Raw genomic sequence first — 23,740 nt, forward strand, 5'->3', positions numbered from 1 at the left:
TTATAAATAATTAAATCTTTATCATAAACTAAATTATTTACTACATTCATTACAAATACAATAAATTAATCTAGAGTACTTAAGTTCTCTTTCTGTCTCAACCCTAGGTACTCTTTTTACTACCTTACTACATTTATTACATATATATTTATCAATTATTTTGCCTCCTGTTGCCTCAGAAACAACAGTAATCTTTTTTACTATTTTCATCATTATCCCCCAAAACTTAATATTATTTCCTGCTGGTTATTATAAATTATTATTTACTATTAAAATGATTTAAAATATTTATCTTAATAAGAATTAATATAGAGAGTTTTTATTAAATGATTGTTAATTCATTGTTAATTGTTTGTTAAATTCGGCATATATATTTAATTTTCTTAAATTTTCGATAATATTTATAAAATAAAAAGCACTTACTAATGTAAATGCTTTTTATTTTATAGTACTAGTAAAACTTTTATTAGAAAGCTTTATCTTTTTTATTTCTTTATTATATAAGTTTATTATCTCTAATTTTTAATAATTATCATTTATAATTATTTGATTTGGTTTTCGTATTGTTCTACCATTCTTTTAACCATTTCTCCGCCAACACTTCCGTTTTGCTTTGAAGTAAGGTTTCCTTTATCTGTGTTTTCATAATTGTTTAATCCAACTTCAGATGCAACTTCATTTTTTAATCTGCTTAAACCATTTTTTGCTTCTGGTACTAAACTTCTATTATAGTTTGCCATGTATTCCACCTCCTTTATATATTGTTTTCTTTTACAATAATATGTTAACCATAGTTAATGCATAATAACCTATAGAAATATTAGTAAAACTAGAAGTGAAAACTTATAATGGATAATTATATGTTATATTATTAATAAAAAGCTTACTTTAGAAGGTTACATTTCATTAGTATCTCTTAAGGCTTTAAAGTTATAAAATAAAAAATATCGCATATTCATCTTGAAATAATGCGATATTTTCATAATTCTTATATAATAAGTATTTGTATAAAATTCTTAATAAGTATCATACATAGCTACTAGTTAATTGAAAAAAGATTTAATATATCTTCCTCGCTTAAAGTATTAATACTCGTTATATCATTTTCATTATCAATTATTCTTTCTATTAGTTTTCTTTTTTCATCTTGAAGATCTACTATTTTTTCTTCTATTGAATTTTTAGATATTAGCTTAATTACCTCAACAATATTAGTTTGCCCAAATCTATGTGCTCTATCTGTGGCTTGATCCTCTACAGCAGGATTCCACCAAGGATCAAAGTGTATCACTATATCTGCTGATGTTAAGTTTAAACCAGTTCCTCCTGCCTTTAAACTTATTAAGAATACAGAATTATTACCTTCATTAAATTCATTTACTAATTCTAATCTCTTTTCTGCTGGTATAGATCCATCTAAATAGCTATACAATATGTTTTCAGAATTAAACCTAGTAGCAATATTTTTTAAGACTGATGTAAATTGTGAAAAGACTAATATTTTATGCCCCTCTTCTATTCCTTGATTTAAAATTTCAATAAGTGCATCTATTTTACCACTAGTACCAAGATAATCATTAATTAAAACAGATGGATCAAGACATATTTGTCTTAACTTAGTTATATAGGATAGAATTTCTATTTTGCTGGTTTTCAAGTCATCACCCTTAACTTTCTTTTCAATTAAGCTTTTAGCATGATTAGCATAAATAGAATATATCTTTTCTTGCTCCTCTGACATAGATACTAAAAGTTTTTTCTCTATTTTTAGAGGAAGTTCTTTTATTACATCTTTTTTATATCTTCTCAATATAAAAGGTTTTGTAAGCATATTTAATTCTTTTAATACTTCTTCAGATTCATTTAGCTTTTTATGATATCTTACACTAAATCGCTTTTCATCAAATAAGTATCCTGGCATTATAAAATCAAAAATTGACCATAGCTCCATTAATGAATTTTCTACAGGAGTACCTGTTAATGCAAACTTTCTAATAGCTTTAATTTTTTTCATAGCTACTGCATTTTGAGAAGAACAGTTTTTAATATATTGAGCTTCATCTATAAAGCAATAATCAAATTGTATTTTTTCATATTCTTCTATATCTCTTTTTATTAGATTATAGGTAGTAATTAATACATCATAATTTTCAATATTTCCTAATATATTAATTCTCTCATCTTTAGATCCATTTATAATGGCATATTTTATAGTTGGGGCAAATTTTTCAATCTCACTGCTCCAATTATATATTAATGATGTTGGTGCAACTATAAGTGTCTTAGCTGGTAAATTAGATAATATAAATGAAATAGCTTGAATTGTTTTACCAAGTCCCATTTCATCACCTAAAATACCTCCAAATCCTAAGTAATCCATAGTTTTAAGCCAATTATACCCTTCCTTTTGATAAGGCCTAAGATCCGCCATTAAATTTAATGGTTCTTTAAAAGTTAACTTGTTAATGTCTTTTATCTTTTTCTGAATTTGTGATAATTCTTTTTTACCCTTAATATATCTAATAGAATTATCTTTAATAAAGTTATCTATATAAAGACTCTTACTCTTACTAAATAATACGGTATCTCCATCTATATCATTTTCTAAAGATAGTACATCTAAAAGCTTTAAAAAGTTCTTAAGTTCAATTTCTTCAAGATCTAAAAACTCTCCACTTTTAAGCTTATAGTATTTAAGATTATCTCTAAGAGCTAGTATAATATCCTTAACTTCAGTTTCTGGTATATTATCAATTTTAAACTTTAACTCAAAATAATCTAGCTTACCACTTTTTATTTGACCTACTATATTTTTATTATTTATATGTTTTATAATTTTAAAATTCTCTGAATAAAAAACTTCACCAATATCTTGTAATTTCTCTATATCATATTTAAAGAATTTAAATAAATATTCATCTCCAAGTAATAAATAAAATTTATCCCCAGATGATTCAAAACCAAGTGCCCTTAAGCAAGATAATATTTCATTTTCTTTATTTAAATCTCTATATATAATTTTATTTGTGTATTCGTGAAAAATGTTAAATTCGTGCTCTCCATATTTAACTTTTAATGTTAATGTTGTATCTTTATTAATTTTGTCAAAATAAAATTTAAACTCAACCTTTTCTTTTACAATTTTATTTTTTATAGCTTTATTAATAGTTATATCATCTGATAGAGTATATAATTTAGGCAAAAGCTTGGATAGAACTCTAATTTCATCATCTTTATCAATAGCTATAGCTTTAGTATTATTAAAAATATTTAAATAAGTGGAAATATCATAACAGTACTCAAAATTAGGTACATAAATACTACTTCCATATAAAAATACTGTACCCTTTTTATCAATCTTTTCAGGAATTCCATCATCTAAGCTTAAAATATATTCATTTTCTAATGCTTTTAAAGAAATTTTTATATTTGGTTTATCAAAAATAATTTCAGTTTCTACAGGTCTATAAAAAAAGCCCTCATTTAAGTAAACTCTATTCTTTGATATTATATTAAAGAATTCTCTAGTAAGAAAATCTGGAATTATAAGTGTTTTACCATCTATATATTTATCCTGTCTTCTTATAAAATTTGAGGATGCTGATTCCATATCTTTTATTTTTTCTATAAAATCTAGTATTTTCTTTTCTTTTAGGCCAAGTCTTTGATATTTTAAGTCTAAAGTAAAATCCTTTCCATACTTAACTGGAATTTTATTATAATAAGCTATTAAAAGCTGATTTATATCTTTTACAACATATAGCTTATTAGATGATAATCCCTTTAATCCTATTTTAAATTCAGCTGCTAATCTATTTTTAAAACCTTGTTTATTTATATAAACTTCAATTTTAATTTCTGTTTTATTTTCATCTTCTAATAATAAATCTAATATATTGTCTTTTTTATTTTTGAAAATAGATTTATGGATAAAATCATTATTTAATTTAGATTTAATTTCATTATATTCATCTAATTCATTTAAGAATTTATAAAAAGTTGCAAACAAATGCTTACAACAATAATTATGTTTACGAAGCTCATTTCTTTCATAATCATCACAGCTACAAAAAGTAGATAATATATCTTTACTTTTTATATCCACTTCTATTTTAGAATTATATTCACTAAAATAATTTTCAGATATAATTTTAGAATCTATATAAATTAAATCATCATCACATTTTACCTTTAAATCAGATATTAATTCATTTTCTAATATCCTTTTTCCGCCTAAATCATTTTTGCCACAAGTATCTTTATTAAATTTTTCTACTAAAATTTGTTTTATCATATTCGTCACCTTGAAAATTAATTATCTCTTTATTATAACAAAAAGAAGTGGTTTTTTCCACTTCTCTATATATACATCCATAAATCTTCTATTTTACATCCATCATCTTTAAAGTCATAGGAAGGTTTATATTTAAATTTCCTCTTTATAATATATTTTTTAATATCATTTTTGAAGTCATTTTTGACTAATGTAGTAGAGATAATGATATTGTTAGAATCAACAAAGCAAATTGGCAATTCCTCTTGAAACATAAGCATTTCCATATGCTCTCTGTGAAAATCGATTTCTAAATTATATATTCGTCCATAAATAAATTTATTACTTTCAGCAAATCTAAAAAGTAATAGAATAGAAGATTGTCCACCAACACTCATCTGAGATGCTTTCATTTCTACTTTTGATTTATCTAGTATATATTTTAAATTATTAATATTTTCTTTTAAGTAAAAGCTAGAGTATATTTTGTTGTCTTCAAATCTTGCAATGTAATTACCTATATCTCCACAGCCTAATACTGCTAAATTTTCAGCGTAGTTCAAAGCATTTCTCCTCCTAAGAATACAAATTTATCTTTAAGTAATTATACTATGATAAAAGTGTAATATAAAAGGAGTATATACTGGGAACATTGCCATTAATATTTACGAAAGAAATAATAGAAATTCTTAAACTAGCTAATTAGTAATGAAGTCACTTTCATATCAACATTTGCTTCTAACAAAGCCTAATTTTATATTAGTTATATAATGGTTTTTCAGCATAAAAGAATAATTTTAGAAGCATTATTGATGAATACTTTAAATCAAAGAAATTATTATATTCAGTTATCAACTTTGACAATCTAGGATCTTTTATCATATCACTACTTATTTTGTATCTAAAATTATCCTTACCTAAAATATCACTATGATTAACTACTGCTTCAATATCTAAATTAATAAATCCAATTGATTTTAATAGTGTTATTAAGACTCTTCCGATTTCTCTATTACCTTTTAAGTTTGATTGTACTTTAGATAAACTGTCATTTAAAAATTTAATTAAATTGTTTTTAGGATAGGTTAACCCCCAAAGTTCACTATCAACATCTATTATAATTACCTTCCCTCCAGGCTTAAGTATTCTAAATATCTCTTTTGCTGCAGAAAGTGGATCGCTTAAATGCTGAAAGACAAAACGAGCAATTATACAGTCATAATAATTATCGGGTATAGATGTTTTAGTGATATCATCTTTAACGAAGGTGACTCTATCACCATATTTAGTCTTTAAATTGTTATATGCAAACTCAAGAAACTTATCATCATTATCTAATGATGTTATTTCACATTCATTAAAGTTATCTAACAAAATTTTAGTGAAAAAACCTGGTCCACTACCAACTTCTAAAATTTCACTATTACCATCAATTCCCATTAATTTAATCATTCTTATTTCTTTTTCATATCCTAAATATGCTTGTTTTTCTAGCCTTTCAATTTCCCTTTTAAAACCAAATTTTTCATAAAACTCATTGTATGACATAAATATTTCTCCTAAGGATTTATATACATCTTATATTATATACTTAACTATAAAATTTGTTCTATTAGGTATTCTAATAAAAAAGTCAAGGCTACACATTAAAAATAGGATAGAAACCTTAGTTTTCCATCCTATTTTTATTAATCAATTGATTTTAATGATTCAACCATATGAATTTTTCTTAATTTATAATACATAGCAAGATTAACTAACACTGCAAATATTATAGTTAATAGGGCAGATATTATAAAGCTCATTAAATCTATACTTCTTCCAAACATCCTACTATCAATTTCTACTGTTATCATTATAAATCTATGAAGAAATATACCTAAAAATTCCCCGAAGAGAATCCCAATTAAAGTTAATATTATATTCTCTCTATAAATATAAGCTGATACCTCATTATCATAAAATCCTAGAACTTTTATAGTAGCAATTTCTCTGATTCTTTCACTAATATTTACATTAGTTAAATTGTATAATACAACAAATGCCAAAGCTCCTGCTTACTTATGACATCTAAGGAATATGTGGGAAACACATCTAATACTCCATCTATTTCCTTTACTTCATCTATATCTTCATTTGTAAAGCCTAATGTAGAATATAGTGTTAAATCCATAAAGTTATAATCGTCATAATATTTATCAGCAGTTTTTTTCATATCAATTAGTGATATTTTAATACCAGAAAAAAAAGCAACTCCTAAAGCTATTATTGCAAATATAGAAAAAAACCTTCCCTTTGACTTTTTTATATCTCTAAATACATCCTTTATAAAAGCATTTTTTAACATTACCATTCAATCCTTTCAACTGGAAGAGGGTTTTCATTAAATGTTATACTCTCAATCGTTCCATTTTTTACTTTAATAACCTTATCTCCCATAGGTGTTAATGCTAAATTATGTGTTATTATAACTACTGTCATATTATATTTTTTACAAGTATCTTGTAATAACTTAAGTATTGCTTTACCAGTATTATAATCTAAAGCCCCTGTTGGCTCATCACATAAAAGTAATTTAGGATTCTTAGCTAGTGCTCTTGCAATTGCCACACGTTGCTGCTCCCCCCCTGAGAGCTGAGCTGGAAAATTATCTTTTCTTTCTTCTAATCCAACAGCATTTAAAATTTCATATGGATCTAAAGGCTTCTTACATATTTGAGTAGCAAGTTCAACATTTTCTAAGGCTGTAAGGTTTTGCACTAAATTATAGAATTGAAATACAAAGCCTATATCGTGACGTCTATATGTTATAAGATCTTTATCAGAATATTTGCTAACTAAATTTCCATCTACATATATTTCTCCACTACTTGAAGTATCCATTCCACCTAATATGTTTAAAATTGTACTTTTACCTGCACCACTGGCCCCTGCTACTATTACAAATTCACCTTTCTCAATTTGAAAGGAAACTCCTCTTAAAGCATCTATATTTACTTCACCCATTTTATATGTTTTTTTCACATCTTTAAATTCTATAAAGCTACTCAAAATTATCCCTCTCTTTTTATTTATTCTTCTATATGTTTGTGTGGTATTAAAAACTTAATTGCTTTATTTTCTAAAGAAATATCTAAATTATTATCAATAAATATTTCTCCATCTACGCAGGCAGTAAAATTTTCATTGGATTTTATGTTGATTTTCTTACACTTTTTATAAATAACATATCCCTCCAATTCCTTACTATCTAGATGTTTACCTTCCTTATATAGATTTATTAATTTTACTAACTTTAGGCGAGACACTTTTTTTATTATACATAAGTCAACTAGCCCATCATTTATCTCAGCTAAAGGAGCCCCAACATATCCTCCTCCATAAGATGAACCGTTAGCTATTACACATAATAAAAAATCACCATGAATCAACTCTTTATCATCTATTAATATATCTAGAGTGTTATGCATCTTGTGAATTAATGAATAAAATACAGAAAGAGTATAAGCACCTTGTCCATTTATAAAAGGAAATTTTTTGAATTTCACCATATTTTCAGCAACTTTTGCATCAAAACCTATATTACATAGGTTCACTGAGTATAATCCATTTACATTAAGTAAATCTACCTCTTCTATATTAGAGTTTATTTGTTTTTTTATATCATAAAAATTTATAGTTGACTCAAAGTTTCTAACAAAATCATTTCCAGTTCCATAAGGAATAACTGATACACTTGCATTCTCATAGCCAATTACTCCATTTATAACCTCATTTAAAGTTCCATCTCCTCCACAAGCATAGAACCTTAAATTTCCGTCTTCACTTTCACATATCTTTTTTGTAAAATTAGTAGCATCATTTTTCCCTTTTGTTATATAAATTTTATATTGATCTGTTGAATTCTTAAATATTTCATTTATATCCTTACTTATTTTTTCAGAAATATTAACTTTCCCTGCTTCAGGATTTATCACAAAAAAATGTTTAGTTGTTGTCATTATTTTACCCTCTCTATCCCCTGATGGTAATTTTAAAATTATTTAGGCTCTGTTAGATATTTTCATCTAACACAGCCTTTATTTAAAATAAGTATACTATATAAGCTTATATTTATCATCTTTTTTATATCATATTTAGAAATAAATTATATATATATAGCTTATTTTTTTAGAGTATTTAATTATAAATAGACATTTAATTTAGCATTTGAAAGCATCAATTTAATTCTATTTTCCTGATTTATTTCTGACTGAGAAGGATCATAATCTATAACAACTATATTAGCATTGTGATTTTTATCTAGTATTTTTCTAATAGCTCCCCTTCCGACTATATGGTTTGGTAAACACCCAAAAGGTTGAGCGCATATAATGTTATTAGTTCCAGTATGGATAAGATCAAGCATATTAGCAACTAAAAGCCAACCTTCCCCCATTTTTACTCCATGGCCTATATAGCCATCTACCATTTTTCTAACTTCATCAAAATCTGTAGGCTCTTTAAATTTAGAGTATTTTTTTATATTTAAGTTAACTTTTCTTTGTATTTTCAAAATAAATTTATAGGCTATTTTAGCAAGTTTAGATTTTAAATATCCCCTTTTATATAATTTGTGGTCTATTATAGAATTTAGAATACAATAATTCATAAAGTCCATAAGCCCTGATTGAACCACTTCTACATCTTCTTTTATTAAAAATTCCTCAAGGTGATTATTACCAATTCTAGAATATTTCATATATATTTCCCCTACTATTCCAACCTTTATCTTCTTCTCATCAATAATTTTTATATTATCAAATGCTTGTACAATCATTTTAGATATTTCATTTACTCTAAGATATCTTTTACTAGAAAATTTATTATTTAAACTCTCAATTAAATTATCTAAAACTTTATCTACTTCACCTTGGTTAATTTCATATGGTTTAACTTTATTATATAGGTACATTACTAAATCCCCATAAATAATTGCATAAAAGGCTTTTATTATAATTGATGGCTTTAATTTTAATCCTGGATGCTTTTCTATTCCTGTTAAACTTAAACCTATGGCAGGTACTTCTGAAAAACCACTATTTTCTAATGCATTTCGTATAAGGTGTATATAATTTGATGCTCTGCATCCACCACCTGTTTGTGTCATGAGAAGTGCTGTCTTATCTATATCATATTTACCACTTTTCAGTGTAGAAATAAATTGCCCTATTACTATCATTGCTGGATAACAGATATCATTATTAGAATATTTTAGTCCATCTTCTATTATCTCATGAACATCATCCTCTAAAAATTCAATGTCAAATCCATAATCCTTTAAAATCTTATCTAATATTCTAAAATGAATTGGTAGCATATTAGGTATTAATATTTTATAATTTTTTTTCATTTCTTTTGTAAATACTTTATAATCATAATTCATATATAATCACCTACTTTTAACTGCTTCAACCATACTTCTTATTCTAATTTTTGCTGCACCTAAATTATTAGTCTCATCTATTTTTAATTGGGTATATAGCTTTCCATTATTCTCTAAGATTCTTTTGGTTTCATCAGCAATTATGGCATCAGTCCCACATCCAAAAGAAACTAGTTGAACTAATTGCATACCATCATTTTCTAACACAAAGTTTGCTGCATTAAATAATCTAGCTTGATATGTCCATTGATTTAACATTTTTATATTATAATTATCTTTATTTATAGGTATAGAGTCTTCTGTTAGAATTACTATATTTAGAGAATTTATCATTTTATCTATTCCGTGATTTATTTCTTTATCAACATGATAAGGCCTTCCGGCTAGAACAACCATTAGCAAATTATTTTCTCTAGCGTAATCAATAGCTAATTGACCTTTATTTAAAATTTCTTGTTTATATTTTTTATATTCTTCAATAGCTTTATAATAAGCTATCTTTATATGCTTTTTGCTTATCCAACTATAATGATTCTTTAAAGAATTATATAAATTTTCTATTGTACTTTTATCAGAATTTAAATCTAAATAAGGACTTATAAAATTAGAATCTTTTAGTTTTGATATATTATTTTTTATAACTTCAGGATAATAAGCTACAACTGGACAATTGAAGAAATTGTCAGATATTTCTTCATTAAAGTTATATGTCATACATGGATAAAATATATTTTTAATATTCTTATTTATAAGGCTCTCTATATGACCATGGCTTAATTTAGCAGGATAGCATACAGTGTCAGATGGAATTGTGTGTTGTCCTCTCAAATATAGTTTCTTTGATGAAGTTTCTGATAAAACAACTTTAATTCCTAATTCATTGAAAAATTTAACGAAGAAAGGTAAATTTTCATACATATTTAAAACCATTGGAATACCAATAGTACCTTTTTCTCCCTCATTATTAGCATAACTAATTAATTTACTATTTTTATATTCATACATATTAGGAATAGTATTATCAGTATATTTTCCTGTTGGTTTTGAACACCTATTACCTGATATATATTTTTTACCACCTGAAAATGTATTTATAGTTAGATTACATTTATTAGTACATAGTCTACACTTAACCCCTTTAGATTCGTGCTTAAAATTTATAAGGTCATCTTTATTTATAATTTTAGATGTAGTTGGATTCTTACTTTTAGCATATAAGGCAGCCCCATATGCTCCCATTAATCCAGATATATTTGATCTTATTACATTTTGATTTAATTCAAGTTCTAAGCTTCTCAAAATGGCATTATTGCATAAAGTTCCACCTTGAACTATAACATTTTTACCTATATTTTTAGTTCGAATAACTTTATATAGTGCATTTTTTACAACACTTATAGATAAACCAGCAGAAACATCTTCAATTGTAGCACCATCTCTTTGGGCTTGTTTCACTGATGAGTTCATAAAAACAGTACATCTGGATCCCAAATCGGCTGGATGTTTTGCAAATAATCCAAGCTTTGAGAAACTTTCAACATCATATCCCATAGCTTTTCCAAAACTTTCTATAAAAGAACCACACCCAGAAGAACACGCTTCATTTAAGATTATACTCTTTATAGCCTTATTCTCTATTTCAAAACATTTTATATCTTGTCCACCAATATCAAGTATAAAATCAACATTAGGGTTAAATCTACTTGCTGCTATATAGTGAGCCAGTGTTTCCACTATTCCAAAATCTATGGAAAACCCTTTTTTTATTAATTCTTCTCCATACCCAGTTACAGAACTTCCTTTAACTTTTATTTTATTTCCCAAATTAGAATAGATATAGTCTAATTGTTTTTTTATAACCTCTATAGGATTCCCTTCATTATGTCCATAGTATTTATATAGTATGTTATCACATTCATCAATAAGAACTAGTTTTGTAGTTGTACTACCAGCATCTATTCCTAAATAAACATTACCAGTAAAATTATTTATATCATTATGAAGTACTTTTGCTCTATTATGTCTTTCAATAAATTTATTATAGTCTGTCTTATTTTTAAATAAGGGAGGAATTTCTTTTCTTATTTCTAAGTTTGTATTATTTGAAGATAATAATATTGAAATTAGTTTGTTGTATGTATATGTTTTTTCTTCATTTATAGCAAATAACGCAGCTCCCTTTGCTACAAAAACTTCAGCATCTTCTGGCACAATAGCAGTTTTGCTAGACAAATTTAAATCTTTAATAAATCTTTCTCTAAGCCCCTTATAAAAATAAAGAGGACCACCTAAAAATAGTATGTTACCTTTTATTTCTCTACCTTGAGCTAAACCACCAATAGTTTGATTTACAACTGCTTCATAAATACTAGCAGCAATATCAGACTTATTTGCACCTTGATTTAGTAATGGTTGTATATCAGATTTTGCAAAAACTCCACATCTAGATGCTATGGGATACATGTTTTTATATTCTAAACTAATTTTATCTAATTCCTCTACTGTTATTCCCATTAGACTTGCCATTTGATCTATAAATGCACCAGTTCCACCAGCACAACTTGAATTCATTCTTTCCTCTAATCCATTAGTTAAGTATATTATTTTAGCATCTTCACCACCAAGTTCAATAACTACATCAATATTATCAAATGTTTTCTTAACCCCTATAGTTGTAGCAAAAACTTCTTGAACAAATGGAATATTTGATTCCTTAGCAACTCCATAACCTGATGATCCAGTTATAGAAACTTTAAAATCATTATTTTTCAGTATATTCTTTGCATGCTGGATTTCTTCTAAAATCATTTCCCTTACTTTAGTAAGATGTCTTTTGTAAGCCTTGTATATAACTTTATCATATTCATCTAATATAACTAATTTTACTGTAGTGGAACCTGAATCTATTCCAAGTTTATATATCATTTTAACTACCTCTCCCCATATAAAAAATAATCCCTATAAGTAATATATTACTTATAGGGTAATTAAATTATGCTAAGGTGCAGCTATCTCTTATGATTAATTTTACAGGTAAAACAATTTTTTTACTTAATACTCTATCATTCTTTATTCTTTCCATTAAAGTGTCTAATGCAGTTTCTCCCATAAAGTCAGTAAAGACCTTAACTGTAGTTAAAGATGGAGATAAATATTGAGCTGTAGCTATATCATCAAATCCAACTATACTTATATCCTCTGGAATTTTATATCCATTTTCCTGAATAGCCTTATACGCTCCTATAGCCATTGGATCACTGGCTATAAAGAAAGCAGATGGAACTTTAGTTAACTTTAATGCTTTATTCATAAGATTATAGCCATCTTCTGGAGTAAAATCGCCTTTAAATATCCATTCTTCCTTAAAATTATTTGTTTCCAACATAAAATCTTTATAGGTCGCTTCTCTATAATTAATAAGCTCTATACTTTCAGTATTATTATGAGGAACTACCTTTGCTCCTATGTAGCCTATATCTTTATGACCTAGGCTATGTAAATATTCCAATGCTTTTCTAGCTCCATATTTTAAATCCACAACAATAGAATCAAATTCCCATTCTTCTGGAGATGAATCTATAAAAACTATATTAGGAGATATTTCTTTAAGTCTTTGAATTTCATTATTTTCAAATATTCCTATGGCAATTATCCCATCAAGTTCTTTATAGTTAGAATTATCATCGGTTAATATCTTTGTAAGATATAGTGATTTAAAGTCAATATTTTCTTCAACACATTTTTTTTCTATGGCCATTCTAATTGATAGAAAGTATGGATCATTTAATTCTTTAGTTTCTGTAAAAGAACAAATTATTCCCACAGTATATTTTTTCAATTTATTTTTTCTTTCTTTTATAGTTACATAGTTCATTTCTTCAGCTATACTTAAAACTCTTTTTCTTGTTTCCTCTGAAACATTTAGAGTTTTATCAAAGTTTAAAATTCTAGAAACTGTTGATATAGACACTGAAGCTTCACTTGCTATATCCTTTATAGTTGCCATTTATAATCACCTCAATTATTTATATAAATAATAACTAAAGATGAGACATACTTAATAATGCCTCACCTTGTATAGTTTAATTAATTGTTGTCTTTAAGCTATTTATATATCTTCCCACAGCTTCTTTACCTTCTTCATTCCATTTAAATACACCACAATGTTCTAATACCTTAGAAAATACTTCTCCAACTTCCTTTTCTATAACTGTATCAATATTTTCTTTAGATATTAAAGAGCTTTTCCTTTTTATTTCTTCATACCAATTTAAATGAATCTTCATAGATTCATCACTATATATATCATTTTTTTCACCAAGTAAATAGGATTTTATAATCTCCAATTCATCTTTTAGTCTGGCAGGAAGAACAGCTAAACCAAGAACTTCTATTAGCCCTATATTCTCTTTTTTAATATTATGAAGTTCTTTATGCGGATGAAAAATTCCATCTGGGTATTCTTCATTAGTTCTATTATTTCTAAGAACTAAATCTAATACGTATAATTCGCCCTTTCTTCTGGCTATTGGTGTTATTGTATTATGAGAAATTTCATTAGAATGAGAGTAAACTTCTACAGCTTTATCAGTATAAGATCTCCAATGAGATAAAATTTTATCTGATAGTTCACTTAGCTTTAATCTATCCATTCCCTTTAATCTTAATACAGTTAAAGGCCATTTTATAATAGATAATTCGATATTTTCATAATTATCTAGTTCAAATTTATAAACATCCTCTGCTTTATCCATTGCAAATTCATAGTTACCACCTTGATAGTGATCATGTGTAAGAATAGATCCTCCAACAATAGGCAAGTCTGCATTAGAACCTGCAAAATAATGAGGGAACTTTTCTACAAATTCTAGTATTCTATCAAAGGTATCTTTAGTAATTTTCATTGGAACATGCTCTCCAGAGAAGATAATACAGTGTTCATTATAATAGGCATATGGTGAATACTGTAAATACCAATGCTCTGATTTTAAACTAATAGGGATTGTCCTTAAATTTTGCCTTGCAGGATGATTTAACCTACCTCTATACCCCTCATTTTCTTTACATAATAAACACTTAGGATATTTTGATGGTGGCAAATTCTTTGCTGCAGCTATAGCCTTAGGATCTTTTTCAGGCTTTGATAAATTTATTGTTATATCTAATTCTCCATATTCTGTAGGAGATTTCCAAATAACATTTTGCGATATTCTATCTGTTCTTACATAATCACATGATTTGCTTATATTATAAAAATAATCTGTAGCACTTTCTTTTGATTTAGAATAACGATTATTAAATTCCCTTATAAACTCTGATGGCCTTGGAATTAATAACCCCATAATTTTAGTATCTAATAAATCTCTATATATAGGGGAATTAGATTCTAAAATTCCATTTTCAAAAGCGTAATCTAATATATTATTTAATATATCTGTTGGAGTATTTAAGTTCTCATCCTCTATTTTGCAATCTTCATACTCATCAAGATTTAAAACATCTAATAAATTGTTTCTTATAAATATTTCATCACCTTTAGTAAAAAGCTCATGTTTTAACCCATATTGAATAAGCCTTTTTATTTCCCCATAAATTATCATATATTCACCTACTTATTAAAACCTGTTGGATTATTTTTATGCCAATTCCAAGCTGAAGCAATTATATCTTCAACATTAGTATAATTTGGTTTCCAATTTAAAGTATTTCTTGCCTTTTCAGCTGATGCAATTAATCTTGCTGGGTCTCCAGATCTTCTTTCGCAAATTTTTGCTGGTATTTCATGTCCAGTAACTTTTCTTGCAGCTTCAATCATTTCTTTAACTGAAAATCCACTACCATTTCCTAAATTAAATATATCACTATCATTTTCTTTTCTAAGATATTCAACAGCAAGAATATGAGCATTTGCTAAATCTATTACATGAATATAGTCTCTAATACAAGTGCCATCTTCTGTATCATAATCCTCTCCAAAAATTGATATAAATTCTCTTTTACCTAAAGGAACTTGTAGGATTAAAGGAATTAAATGAGTTTCAGGGCTATGATCTTCCCCTATACTTCCACTTATATGAGCTCCAGCTACATTGAAGTATCTAAGAGACACATACTTAACTCCATGAGCTATATCTGCCCATTTCATCATCTTCTCCATAGCAAGTTTAGTTTCTCCATATGCATTAGTTGGTTCAGTTCTATCTGTTTCAACTATAGGCATTTTAGTAGCTTCTCCATAAGTTGCTGCTGTAGAAGAAAATACTATTTTCTTAACATTATTTGCAATCATTACTTTTAAAAGAACTTCTGTTCCATGAACATTGTTATTATAGTATTTTAGTGGATTTGTCATACTTTCTCCCACTAAAGAATTTGCTGCAAAGTGAATTACTTCACTTATATTATTTTCTTTAAATACTTTATCAAGCTCTTTTTCATTTCTTATATCAACATTATAAAATTTTGCTTTAGGGTTAACTGCTTCTATATGTCCAGTTTCTAAGTTATCTACAATTATAACCTCTTCACCCTTTTCAATTAATTGATAAACAGTATGACTCCCAATATAACCTGCTCCACCACAAACTAATATCATTTATATCTTCCTCCTAAATTTCTCTAGTGCCATCTCCTATATTTGCTATATAGAAACTAGCTTCGTATCCTATTCTTTCTTTATATCCTTGTCCTACATTTTTAATAAAGTCATCAACTTTATCTTTTTTTACTAGTGCAACTGTGCATCCACCAAAGCCTGCACCTGTCATTCTTGCTCCAATTGTAGCTTCATGATTCCATGCAAGTTCAACTAATGTGTCTAACTCTATTCCTGTTACTTCATAATCATCTCTTAAAGAAATATGAGATTCATTCATAAGCTTACCAAATGTAACTAAATCATTTTTAACTAAGGCATCTTTAGCCATTAAAGTCCTTTGATTTTCATAGACAGCATGTTTAGCTCTTTTTATTCTAATATCATCTTTAATTAAACTCTTATTTTCTTCAAATTTATTTATTGATAATTCTCCTAAAGAGTTTATATTTAATTTTGTTTTTAATTCCTCTAAAGCCTTTTCGCATTCACTTCTACGTTCATTATACTTAGAATCTGCTAAACCTCTTCTTTTATTTGTATTTGATATAACTATAACTTCATCCTTTAATTCTATAGGACAATAATTATATTTTAAAGTGTTACAATCTAAAAGTATAGCATTATTTTCCTTTCCCATGCCAATTGCAAACTGATCCATTATACCACAGTTAACTCCAACAAACTTATTTTCCGCTTCTTGAGAAAATTTTACTAAGTCAACTCTATCAATATTAAAATTAAATAAGCTGTCCATCATCACTGCAGTTAAGAGTTCTAATGATGCAGAAGAGGAAAGTCCAGCACCATTTGGTATATTTCCATAAATAGCAACATCGAATCCTTTATTTATATTATATCCATGTTTAATCATTACATCGATTACACCTTTAGGATAATTAACCCAATCATGTGATTTTTCATATTTTATATTTTCTAAATCAAATTCTATTATGCCTATATTTTCAAAGTTGCTTGAATACATTCTTACTTTTTTATCACTTCTTAAACTTATAACTCCATAAGTTCCAAAACTTAAAGCACAAGGAAATACATTTCCTCCATTATAATCAGTATGCTCACCAATTAAGTTTACTCTACCAGGTGAAAAAAATGTTCTGCAATTTTCCTTTTCTCCAAATACTTTTTTAAAAGTAGCGTTAATTTCATTTTTCATAATAACACTCCCAATCATTATAAATTTGTTTTATTTATAATTTAATACTATCATACCAGTAAAACTTTTTCAATATTTTTTACTATTTTTTACTAATTATTTTACTAATTATTTTACTAAAGTTTTTATATAATATTATTAAAGCTAAATACAAACTTTACCTCAAAAATTATTACTTGCATTTTTATTGAAAAAATTTATTTCTTAACTTCAAATATTTTCTCTAAGACCTTATTTAAAATTTCACTGTTTCTTAGTTCTTTATCCCAACATGAAATATCTAAATATACTTTATCAGAAACAATAACTATTTCATTTCCATACTTATTAGAATATATTTTTATACCTTCTTCAGACAAACTTGATTCTATTTCCTCATATTTTATATCAAGCTTTCTTAACCTCTTAAATTCACTTTTAAGCTTATAATCTATTGCCCACTTATACTTACTTGTAAAAAGTTCATAACTCATATATCCTGCATTTGATTCTACATGATAATTAATATTATCTGCAAATAACCCATTCTTTTCTTTTATATAAGTGTTTTCTTCATTTTTAATTTCATATCCTAAATCCTCAATAGTTATTGTATTTACTTTATTACTTATTACATCTTTTGATTTATAATCATAATTCATAATTCCACTTTCAAATAAAAGAATTATTACTACAATTTCTACTAGTAATAAATAAAATACACTAGAACCATATAAATTTCTCCTCTTTATATTATTTCCATCAGTTTTATTTATGAAATATTTGATAATGTAGGGTATAACTCCTACTATTAAGTAAAGTACCATTATTTTAACAAAAGATCTCCCCATATCTATACCCATAAGAATAATTAAGGCTACTAATGTAGCTTCTATTACTTTTTGTAGGAAACTCTTTATAGCTACATTTTTTCGTCCATTATAAGAAACTTCTTCTCCTTTTTCCAAGCTCTTTTGAGCTTTAATTTTCCACCTCATGAAATCTATAAACTGAATCACCTCAAGGACAACTCTTACACTTATGCAACCTAAATATAATAAGATTAAATTATCAGCTAAAAAGTTTCCATTAGTGATACAGGTATATGCAATATATAAAAGAAATAAATTTATTATCAATACTGAAAATTCATACTTAGTAGTAGCTTTTTTAACTATTTCAAACCTTTCTCCTTCGTCTGTGTGTATAGGTATGCTTTCATTAGGGTCTTCACTACAGTATATTTGAAACTTATCTTTTTCACAGATAAACTCCCACCCAGCCATATTGCAAAACTCTCTGTACTCCATAGACTTTTCAGTATTCTCGCCATCTATAAAAGCTATTTCATCTAATACATCTACTGTATATTTTAAACTTTTAGGTTCAGTCTTCTTAAGCTTTAAAAAATTACCCTTTATCTTTTCAAGCTTCCATCCTCTAAGTGCTTCTTTGTCTAGATATTCTTCTATTGCCCTAAATTCATAGGGCATAAAGCCTAAATATACCCATTTAGTATTACCTATTATCATTAACCATTCCTCCTAAAATTTTCTCTCCATCTCTAAGAATAATCATTATTCTCTCATATTCTTCTTTTAAACTATTCATACCCTTTTCAGTAATTATATAACTTCTTCGCCTACCCTCTACCTCAGTTTCCTTTATCATATTCTCCTTTTGAAATTTTCCAAGCAATGCATATAAAGTTCCTGGACCTACTTTTACTCTTCCTTTTGAAATCTCATCTACAGCAGTCATAATATCTACTCCGCATCTCTCCTCTATTAAGGACATTAAAATATAATACATAGGCTCTGTCAAATTTTGAAACTGTTCTCTAGGCAATTATTTTTCCTCCAATATCGTTTATCGTTATTTATACTCTAATTCTAATATCGAGCATCGCTATTGTCAATATATTCCATGTTATTTAAAATTACTAATAAATAAAAAAACTATTATAAAAACCCAATTAGAGCTTTTATAATAGTTTAATAAATAACTATAACCTATCAACTATTTCACAACTGTAGATTGTGAACTGTGAACTATCTAAGATACTTCATTATTTTCAAATTGACTGTTGTATAAACTTGCATAGAATCCTTTCTTTCCAAGTAATTCTGTGTGGCTACCTTGCTCTACAATATCTCCATCTTTCATTACTAATATTAAATCAGCATCTTTTATAGTTGATAATCTATGAGCAATTATAAAGCTAGTTCTATCTTTCATTAAGTTATCCATAGCTTTTTGTATAAGTACTTCAGTTCTTGTATCAACTGAACTTGTAGCTTCATCTAGTATTAATATTTTAGGATCAGCTAATATTGCACGAGCAATTGTTAATAACTGCTTTTGACCTTGAGATACATTACTTGCATCTTCATTTAATTCCATATTATATCCATCTGGTAAAGTTTTTACAAAGTGGTGAACATGAGCTGCTTTTGCTGCTTCTATTACTTCTTCATCACTAGAATTTAAATTACCATAACGAATATTTTCCATTATACTTCCGTTAAATAACCAAGTATCTTGTAATACCATTCCGAAAACTTTCCTTAAATCATTTCTTTTAAAATCATTTATATTATGATTATCTAATAAAATTTCTCCACTATTTAACTCATAAAATCTCATTAATAGTTTAACGATTGTTGTTTTACCTGCACCAGTAGGTCCCACAATAGCAACCCTTTGGCCAGGTTTTATTTTACTAGAAAAATCATTAATTATTGTTTTATCTTCATTATATCCAAAGTGAACATTTTTAAATGCAACTTCACCTTTAATAGCATCAATACTTAAAGGATTTTCAACATCTAATACTTGTTCTTCTTCCTCTAAGAATTCAAAAACTCTTTCTGCTGATGCTGCTGTAGATTGCAATACATTAGCAATTTGAGCTGTTTGTGCTATAGGTTGAGTAAAGGATCTAGTATATTGAACGAAAGAAAGAATATCTCCAACTTCTATAGCTTTTCTAATAGCAAGCCATCCACCTAAAATAGATACTATAACATATCCTATATTTCCTATAAAGGTCATTATAGGCATCATCATACCTGATAGAAATTGAGATTTCCATGCAGAATTATATAAAGTACTATTTAACTTATCAAATTCTTCTACAGCTTTTTCTTCACCATTAAAAGCTTTCATTATATTATGACCACTATAAACTTCTTCAACATGACCATTTACATGACCTAAAAATGATTGTTGTTCTTTAAAGTATTTTTGAGATTTTTTTACTACTAATGTAATTAATATTCCTGATAAAGGGATTATTAATAGTGATGCTAGTGTCATAGTTATACTTATTGATAACATCATTATTAAAACACCTATTATTGTTGTTATAGATGTTAAAATTTGAGACATACTTTGATTTAAAGTATTACTTACTGTATCAACATCATTAGTTACTCTTGATAAAACTTCTCCATGAGTCATTTTATCGAAGTATTTTAATGGCATACGATTTATTTTTTCTGAAATCTCCTTTCTAAGGTTATATGAAACCTTTTGAGCCACTCCAGACATTATAAATCCTTGTATAAATGCAAATACTGCACTAATTATATATAATACTAGCAGTATCGCAATAATATTTCCTATATACGAAAAATCAATTGCTGCACCTGCTTCACCAGATACTTTGCTTACTAATCCTTCAAACAATTTAGTAGTAGCCTTACCTAATACCTTAGGACCTATAATTGAAAAAGCTGCACTACCAATTGCAAATATTAAAACTATAATAATTGAAAGACTATAAGGTTTTAAATATTTCATTAATTTTTTAATAGTTCCTTTAAAATCCTTAGCCTTCCCTCCTGCGTGCATTCCACCCATTGGGCCACCAAAGCCACCAGATCTTCTATCTTTTACATTATTGCTCATGACATAAGTTCCTCCTTTGAAAGCTGTGATAAGGCTATTTGTTTATAAACATCACAATTATCTAAAAGCTCTTTATGAGTTCCAATTCCTACAACGCTTCCCTCATCTAGTACTATAATTTGATTTGCATCCTTAATAGTACTTATTCTTTGAGCAACAATAATCATAGTTGCGTCATTAATATTTTTCTTTAGTGATTTTCTAAGAGCAGCGTCTGTTTTAAAATCTAAAGCAGAAAAACTATCATCAAAAATATATATTTCTGGTTTTTTAACTAAAGCTCTTGCTATAGATAACCTTTGTTTTTGTCCACCTGAAACATTTGTACCACCTTGAGAGATTTCTGTATTAAATCTATCTGGTTTTGTTTCTATAAACTCTAAAGCTTGTGCTATTTCAGAAGATTTTACTAAATTATCTTCTGTAGCATTTGGATAACCATATTTTAAATTACTTTCTATGGTTCCAGAGAAAAGTACTCCCTTTTGAGGAACATATCCTATTTTTTCCCTTAAATCTTTTTGATTTGATTCTCTTATATCTATTCCATCAACAAGTAATTCACCTTTTGAAATATCATAAAATCTAGGAATCAAATTAATTAACGTAGATTTACCACTACCAGTACTTCCTATTATTGCGGTTGTTTCACCTGGTTTTGCTGTAAAACTAATATTGTTTAAAACATAATCTTCTGCACCTGGATATTTAAAGCTTACATTTTTATATTCTACATAACCTTTTTTTGATTCTATAAATTTCTTTGTTTGTTTTTTATCTTCTATACTTATATCAGTATATAATACTTCACTAATACGTTGAGCTGATACTGAAGCACGTGGTAACATTATAGAAATCATAGATATCATTAAGAATGCCATTATAATTTGCATAGCATATTGCATAAATGCCATCATATCTCCAACTTGCATTGTACCAATATCTACTTGATGAGACCCAACCCATACGATTAATAATGTTATTACATTCATTATAAGCATCATAGCAGGCATCATTGAAGACATTATTCTATTTACAAATAAATTTGTTTTAGTCAAATCTTTATTCGCATTATCAAATTTAACTTCTTCATGCTTTTGAGTGCTAAAAGCTCTAATAACTAACATACCAGTTAAACTTTCTCTTGTAACTAAATTAAGTTTATCAATAAGCTTTTGAACTGACTTAAATTTTGGAATAGCCAATCCAAATAAAATACTTACAAGTAATGAAATTAACACTACAGCTACAGCTATAATCCAAGTCATTGAAGTATCAGTTTTTATTACTTTTAAAACTCCACCTATACCTAATATTGGTGCATAAAAGACTATTCTAAACAACATTACCATAAGCATTTGTATTTGTTGAATATCGTTTGTACTACGGGTAATTAAGGACGCAGTAGAAAATTTATCAAATTCAGCGTTTGAGAATTCACTTACTTTTCTAAATACATCTCCTCTTAATGTCTTACCTAAACCAGCTGCAATTCTAGCTGATATAAGTCCAACAATAACTGCAGCTGCCATACTAATAAGTGCGATACCTAACATTTTAAGACCAGCAAAAATAATAAAATTTGATTGAAGCTTATCTGTATCAATTCCTATTTGTTGGTATTCACTTTTTACATATGAAACTGCTGCTTGTTCTATCATACTATCAGGCATTTCATCAAATTTTTCATTTATTTGACCTAAAAGACTATTTAACTGTTCTTTTGGAATATTTTTTAAAACTAAAAATGGATCTGTACCTGCAGGAATATTCATATTATTTGACATATCCCCCATCATATTTGTATCAGAAGATCCCGTTTCAATTCCATAAACTATAAGCTCAGGCTTTGCTAATATACTATTTAATCTAGATATTGAGTCTTTATCTTTTGTATTAAGCTCATATAAAGGCTCCTCATCTAATATTGGATATTTTTTTAAATATTTACTAAGCTCGTCATTTGAAAGATTATCTTTATCTATTAATGTGTAGCTTTCTTCTATATATTTAAGGTCATCCCCATTTATAAAGATAGAAAGCTTATCTAATTCACTTTTACGTATTATATTAGGGGCTGCATTATCTACCCCACCTTGTTGAATACCTACATTTACTATATTAGACATATAATCTGGAAGTGATAATTCACAAACAGCTTGAATGAATAATAAAGCTATCACAACAAGGATAGAACCGATAAATGGTTTTAAGTATTTTGTCAGTTTTATCATTTAATTTTTCTCCTTTCAAATTTCATTGTATGTATGGTTAATTATGAATATATATTAATTATATTTTCATAACTATTATATGTCAATAACTTTTATTATTGTATAACTAAAAAAAATAGTTTATACTTATAATAAGTAATAATAA

Annotated in this window: 18 protein-coding genes and 1 pseudogene; all 19 read right to left on the bottom strand. The window is 26.9% G+C overall.

Features of this window, described 5'->3' with window-relative positions:
- Positions 1-33 precede the first annotated feature (33 nt).
- The 19 genes and pseudogenes from ACZJV1_RS09095 to ACZJV1_RS09185 all read right to left on the bottom strand — a co-directional run bounded on the left by ACZJV1_RS09095 (position 34) and on the right by ACZJV1_RS09185 (position 23,595).
- Positions 34-210 (bottom strand): hypothetical protein, encoded by a 177-nt coding sequence (locus ACZJV1_RS09095; protein WP_411167661.1) that lies wholly within the window; start codon positions 208-210, stop codon positions 34-36.
- Positions 211-542: 332 nt separating this feature from the next.
- Entirely contained in the window at positions 543-740 is a 198-nt protein-coding gene (locus tag ACZJV1_RS09100) for a small, acid-soluble spore protein, alpha/beta type (RefSeq protein ID WP_411167662.1), read from the bottom strand.
- Positions 741-1,039: 299 nt separating this feature from the next.
- Complete coding sequence (locus ACZJV1_RS09105; protein ID WP_463652121.1) at positions 1,040-4,294, bottom strand: DEAD/DEAH box helicase; 3,255 nt, start codon at positions 4,292-4,294, stop codon at positions 1,040-1,042.
- Positions 4,295-4,359: 65 nt separating this feature from the next.
- Positions 4,360-4,836, bottom strand: a complete 477-nt coding sequence (locus tag ACZJV1_RS09110) for a hypothetical protein (RefSeq protein WP_460288638.1) — start codon at positions 4,834-4,836, stop codon at positions 4,360-4,362.
- Positions 4,837-5,032: 196 nt separating this feature from the next.
- Complete coding sequence (locus ACZJV1_RS09115) at positions 5,033-5,821, bottom strand: class I SAM-dependent methyltransferase (RefSeq protein WP_411167665.1); 789 nt, start codon at positions 5,819-5,821, stop codon at positions 5,033-5,035.
- A 140-nt stretch (positions 5,822-5,961) separates the two neighbouring features.
- Positions 5,962-6,330, bottom strand: a pseudogene (locus ACZJV1_RS09120) (ABC transporter permease); the annotation flags it as partial.
- Positions 6,294-6,620, bottom strand: a complete 327-nt coding sequence (locus tag ACZJV1_RS09125) for a hypothetical protein (RefSeq protein WP_463652122.1) — start codon at positions 6,618-6,620, stop codon at positions 6,294-6,296. The pseudogene ACZJV1_RS09120 and the gene ACZJV1_RS09125, both read right to left, overlap by 37 nt.
- Positions 6,620-7,324 (bottom strand): ABC transporter ATP-binding protein, encoded by a 705-nt coding sequence (locus tag ACZJV1_RS09130; protein ID WP_411167667.1) that lies wholly within the window; start codon positions 7,322-7,324, stop codon positions 6,620-6,622. The genes ACZJV1_RS09125 and ACZJV1_RS09130 overlap by 1 nt, the downstream gene beginning before the upstream one ends.
- 20 nt (positions 7,325-7,344) lie before the next feature.
- The gene (locus ACZJV1_RS09135) at positions 7,345-8,274 is read right to left on the bottom strand and encodes a diacylglycerol/lipid kinase family protein (RefSeq protein ID WP_460288637.1); all 930 of its coding nucleotides are present in this window, start codon (positions 8,272-8,274) and stop codon (positions 7,345-7,347) included.
- Between the two features lie 182 nt (positions 8,275-8,456).
- Complete coding sequence (locus ACZJV1_RS09140; RefSeq protein ID WP_463652123.1) at positions 8,457-9,698, bottom strand: 2-hydroxyglutaryl-CoA dehydratase; 1,242 nt, start codon at positions 9,696-9,698, stop codon at positions 8,457-8,459.
- A gap of 6 nt (positions 9,699-9,704) precedes the next feature.
- Positions 9,705-12,623 carry an acyl-CoA dehydratase activase-related protein gene (locus tag ACZJV1_RS09145; RefSeq protein ID WP_463652124.1) on the bottom strand — a complete coding sequence of 973 codons (2,919 nt, stop codon included), beginning with the start codon at positions 12,621-12,623 and terminating at the stop codon, positions 9,705-9,707.
- Positions 12,624-12,690: 67 nt separating this feature from the next.
- Positions 12,691-13,704, bottom strand: a complete 1,014-nt coding sequence (locus ACZJV1_RS09150) for a LacI family DNA-binding transcriptional regulator (RefSeq protein WP_463652125.1) — start codon at positions 13,702-13,704, stop codon at positions 12,691-12,693.
- A gap of 76 nt (positions 13,705-13,780) precedes the next feature.
- Positions 13,781-15,298 (bottom strand): UDP-glucose--hexose-1-phosphate uridylyltransferase, encoded by a 1,518-nt coding sequence (gene galT, locus ACZJV1_RS09155; RefSeq protein ID WP_463652126.1) that lies wholly within the window; start codon positions 15,296-15,298, stop codon positions 13,781-13,783.
- A gap of 8 nt (positions 15,299-15,306) precedes the next feature.
- Positions 15,307-16,293, bottom strand: coding sequence for a UDP-glucose 4-epimerase GalE (gene galE, locus ACZJV1_RS09160; RefSeq protein WP_463652127.1), 987 nt, complete (start codon positions 16,291-16,293; stop codon positions 15,307-15,309).
- A gap of 13 nt (positions 16,294-16,306) precedes the next feature.
- Entirely contained in the window at positions 16,307-17,470 is a 1,164-nt protein-coding gene (locus tag ACZJV1_RS09165; RefSeq protein ID WP_463652128.1) for a galactokinase, read from the bottom strand.
- A 197-nt stretch (positions 17,471-17,667) separates the two neighbouring features.
- Complete coding sequence (locus ACZJV1_RS09170; RefSeq protein ID WP_463652129.1) at positions 17,668-18,981, bottom strand: DUF2812 domain-containing protein; 1,314 nt, start codon at positions 18,979-18,981, stop codon at positions 17,668-17,670.
- Positions 18,968-19,297, bottom strand: coding sequence for a PadR family transcriptional regulator (locus tag ACZJV1_RS09175; protein WP_460288629.1), 330 nt, complete (start codon positions 19,295-19,297; stop codon positions 18,968-18,970). The genes ACZJV1_RS09170 and ACZJV1_RS09175 overlap by 14 nt, the downstream gene beginning before the upstream one ends.
- Positions 19,298-19,504: 207 nt before the next feature.
- Positions 19,505-21,361: an ABC transporter ATP-binding protein gene (locus ACZJV1_RS09180; protein ID WP_463652130.1), complete on the bottom strand. Its 1,857-nt coding sequence runs from the start codon at positions 21,359-21,361 to the stop codon at positions 19,505-19,507.
- On the bottom strand, positions 21,358-23,595 hold the full coding sequence (locus tag ACZJV1_RS09185) for an ABC transporter ATP-binding protein (RefSeq protein ID WP_463652131.1): 2,238 nt from the start codon (positions 23,593-23,595) through the stop codon (positions 21,358-21,360). Before ACZJV1_RS09185 ends, ACZJV1_RS09180 begins: the two co-directional genes overlap by 4 nt.
- Between the last annotated feature and the right edge of the window lie 145 nt (positions 23,596-23,740).

The organism is Clostridium sp. LS3, assembly GCF_055330225.1.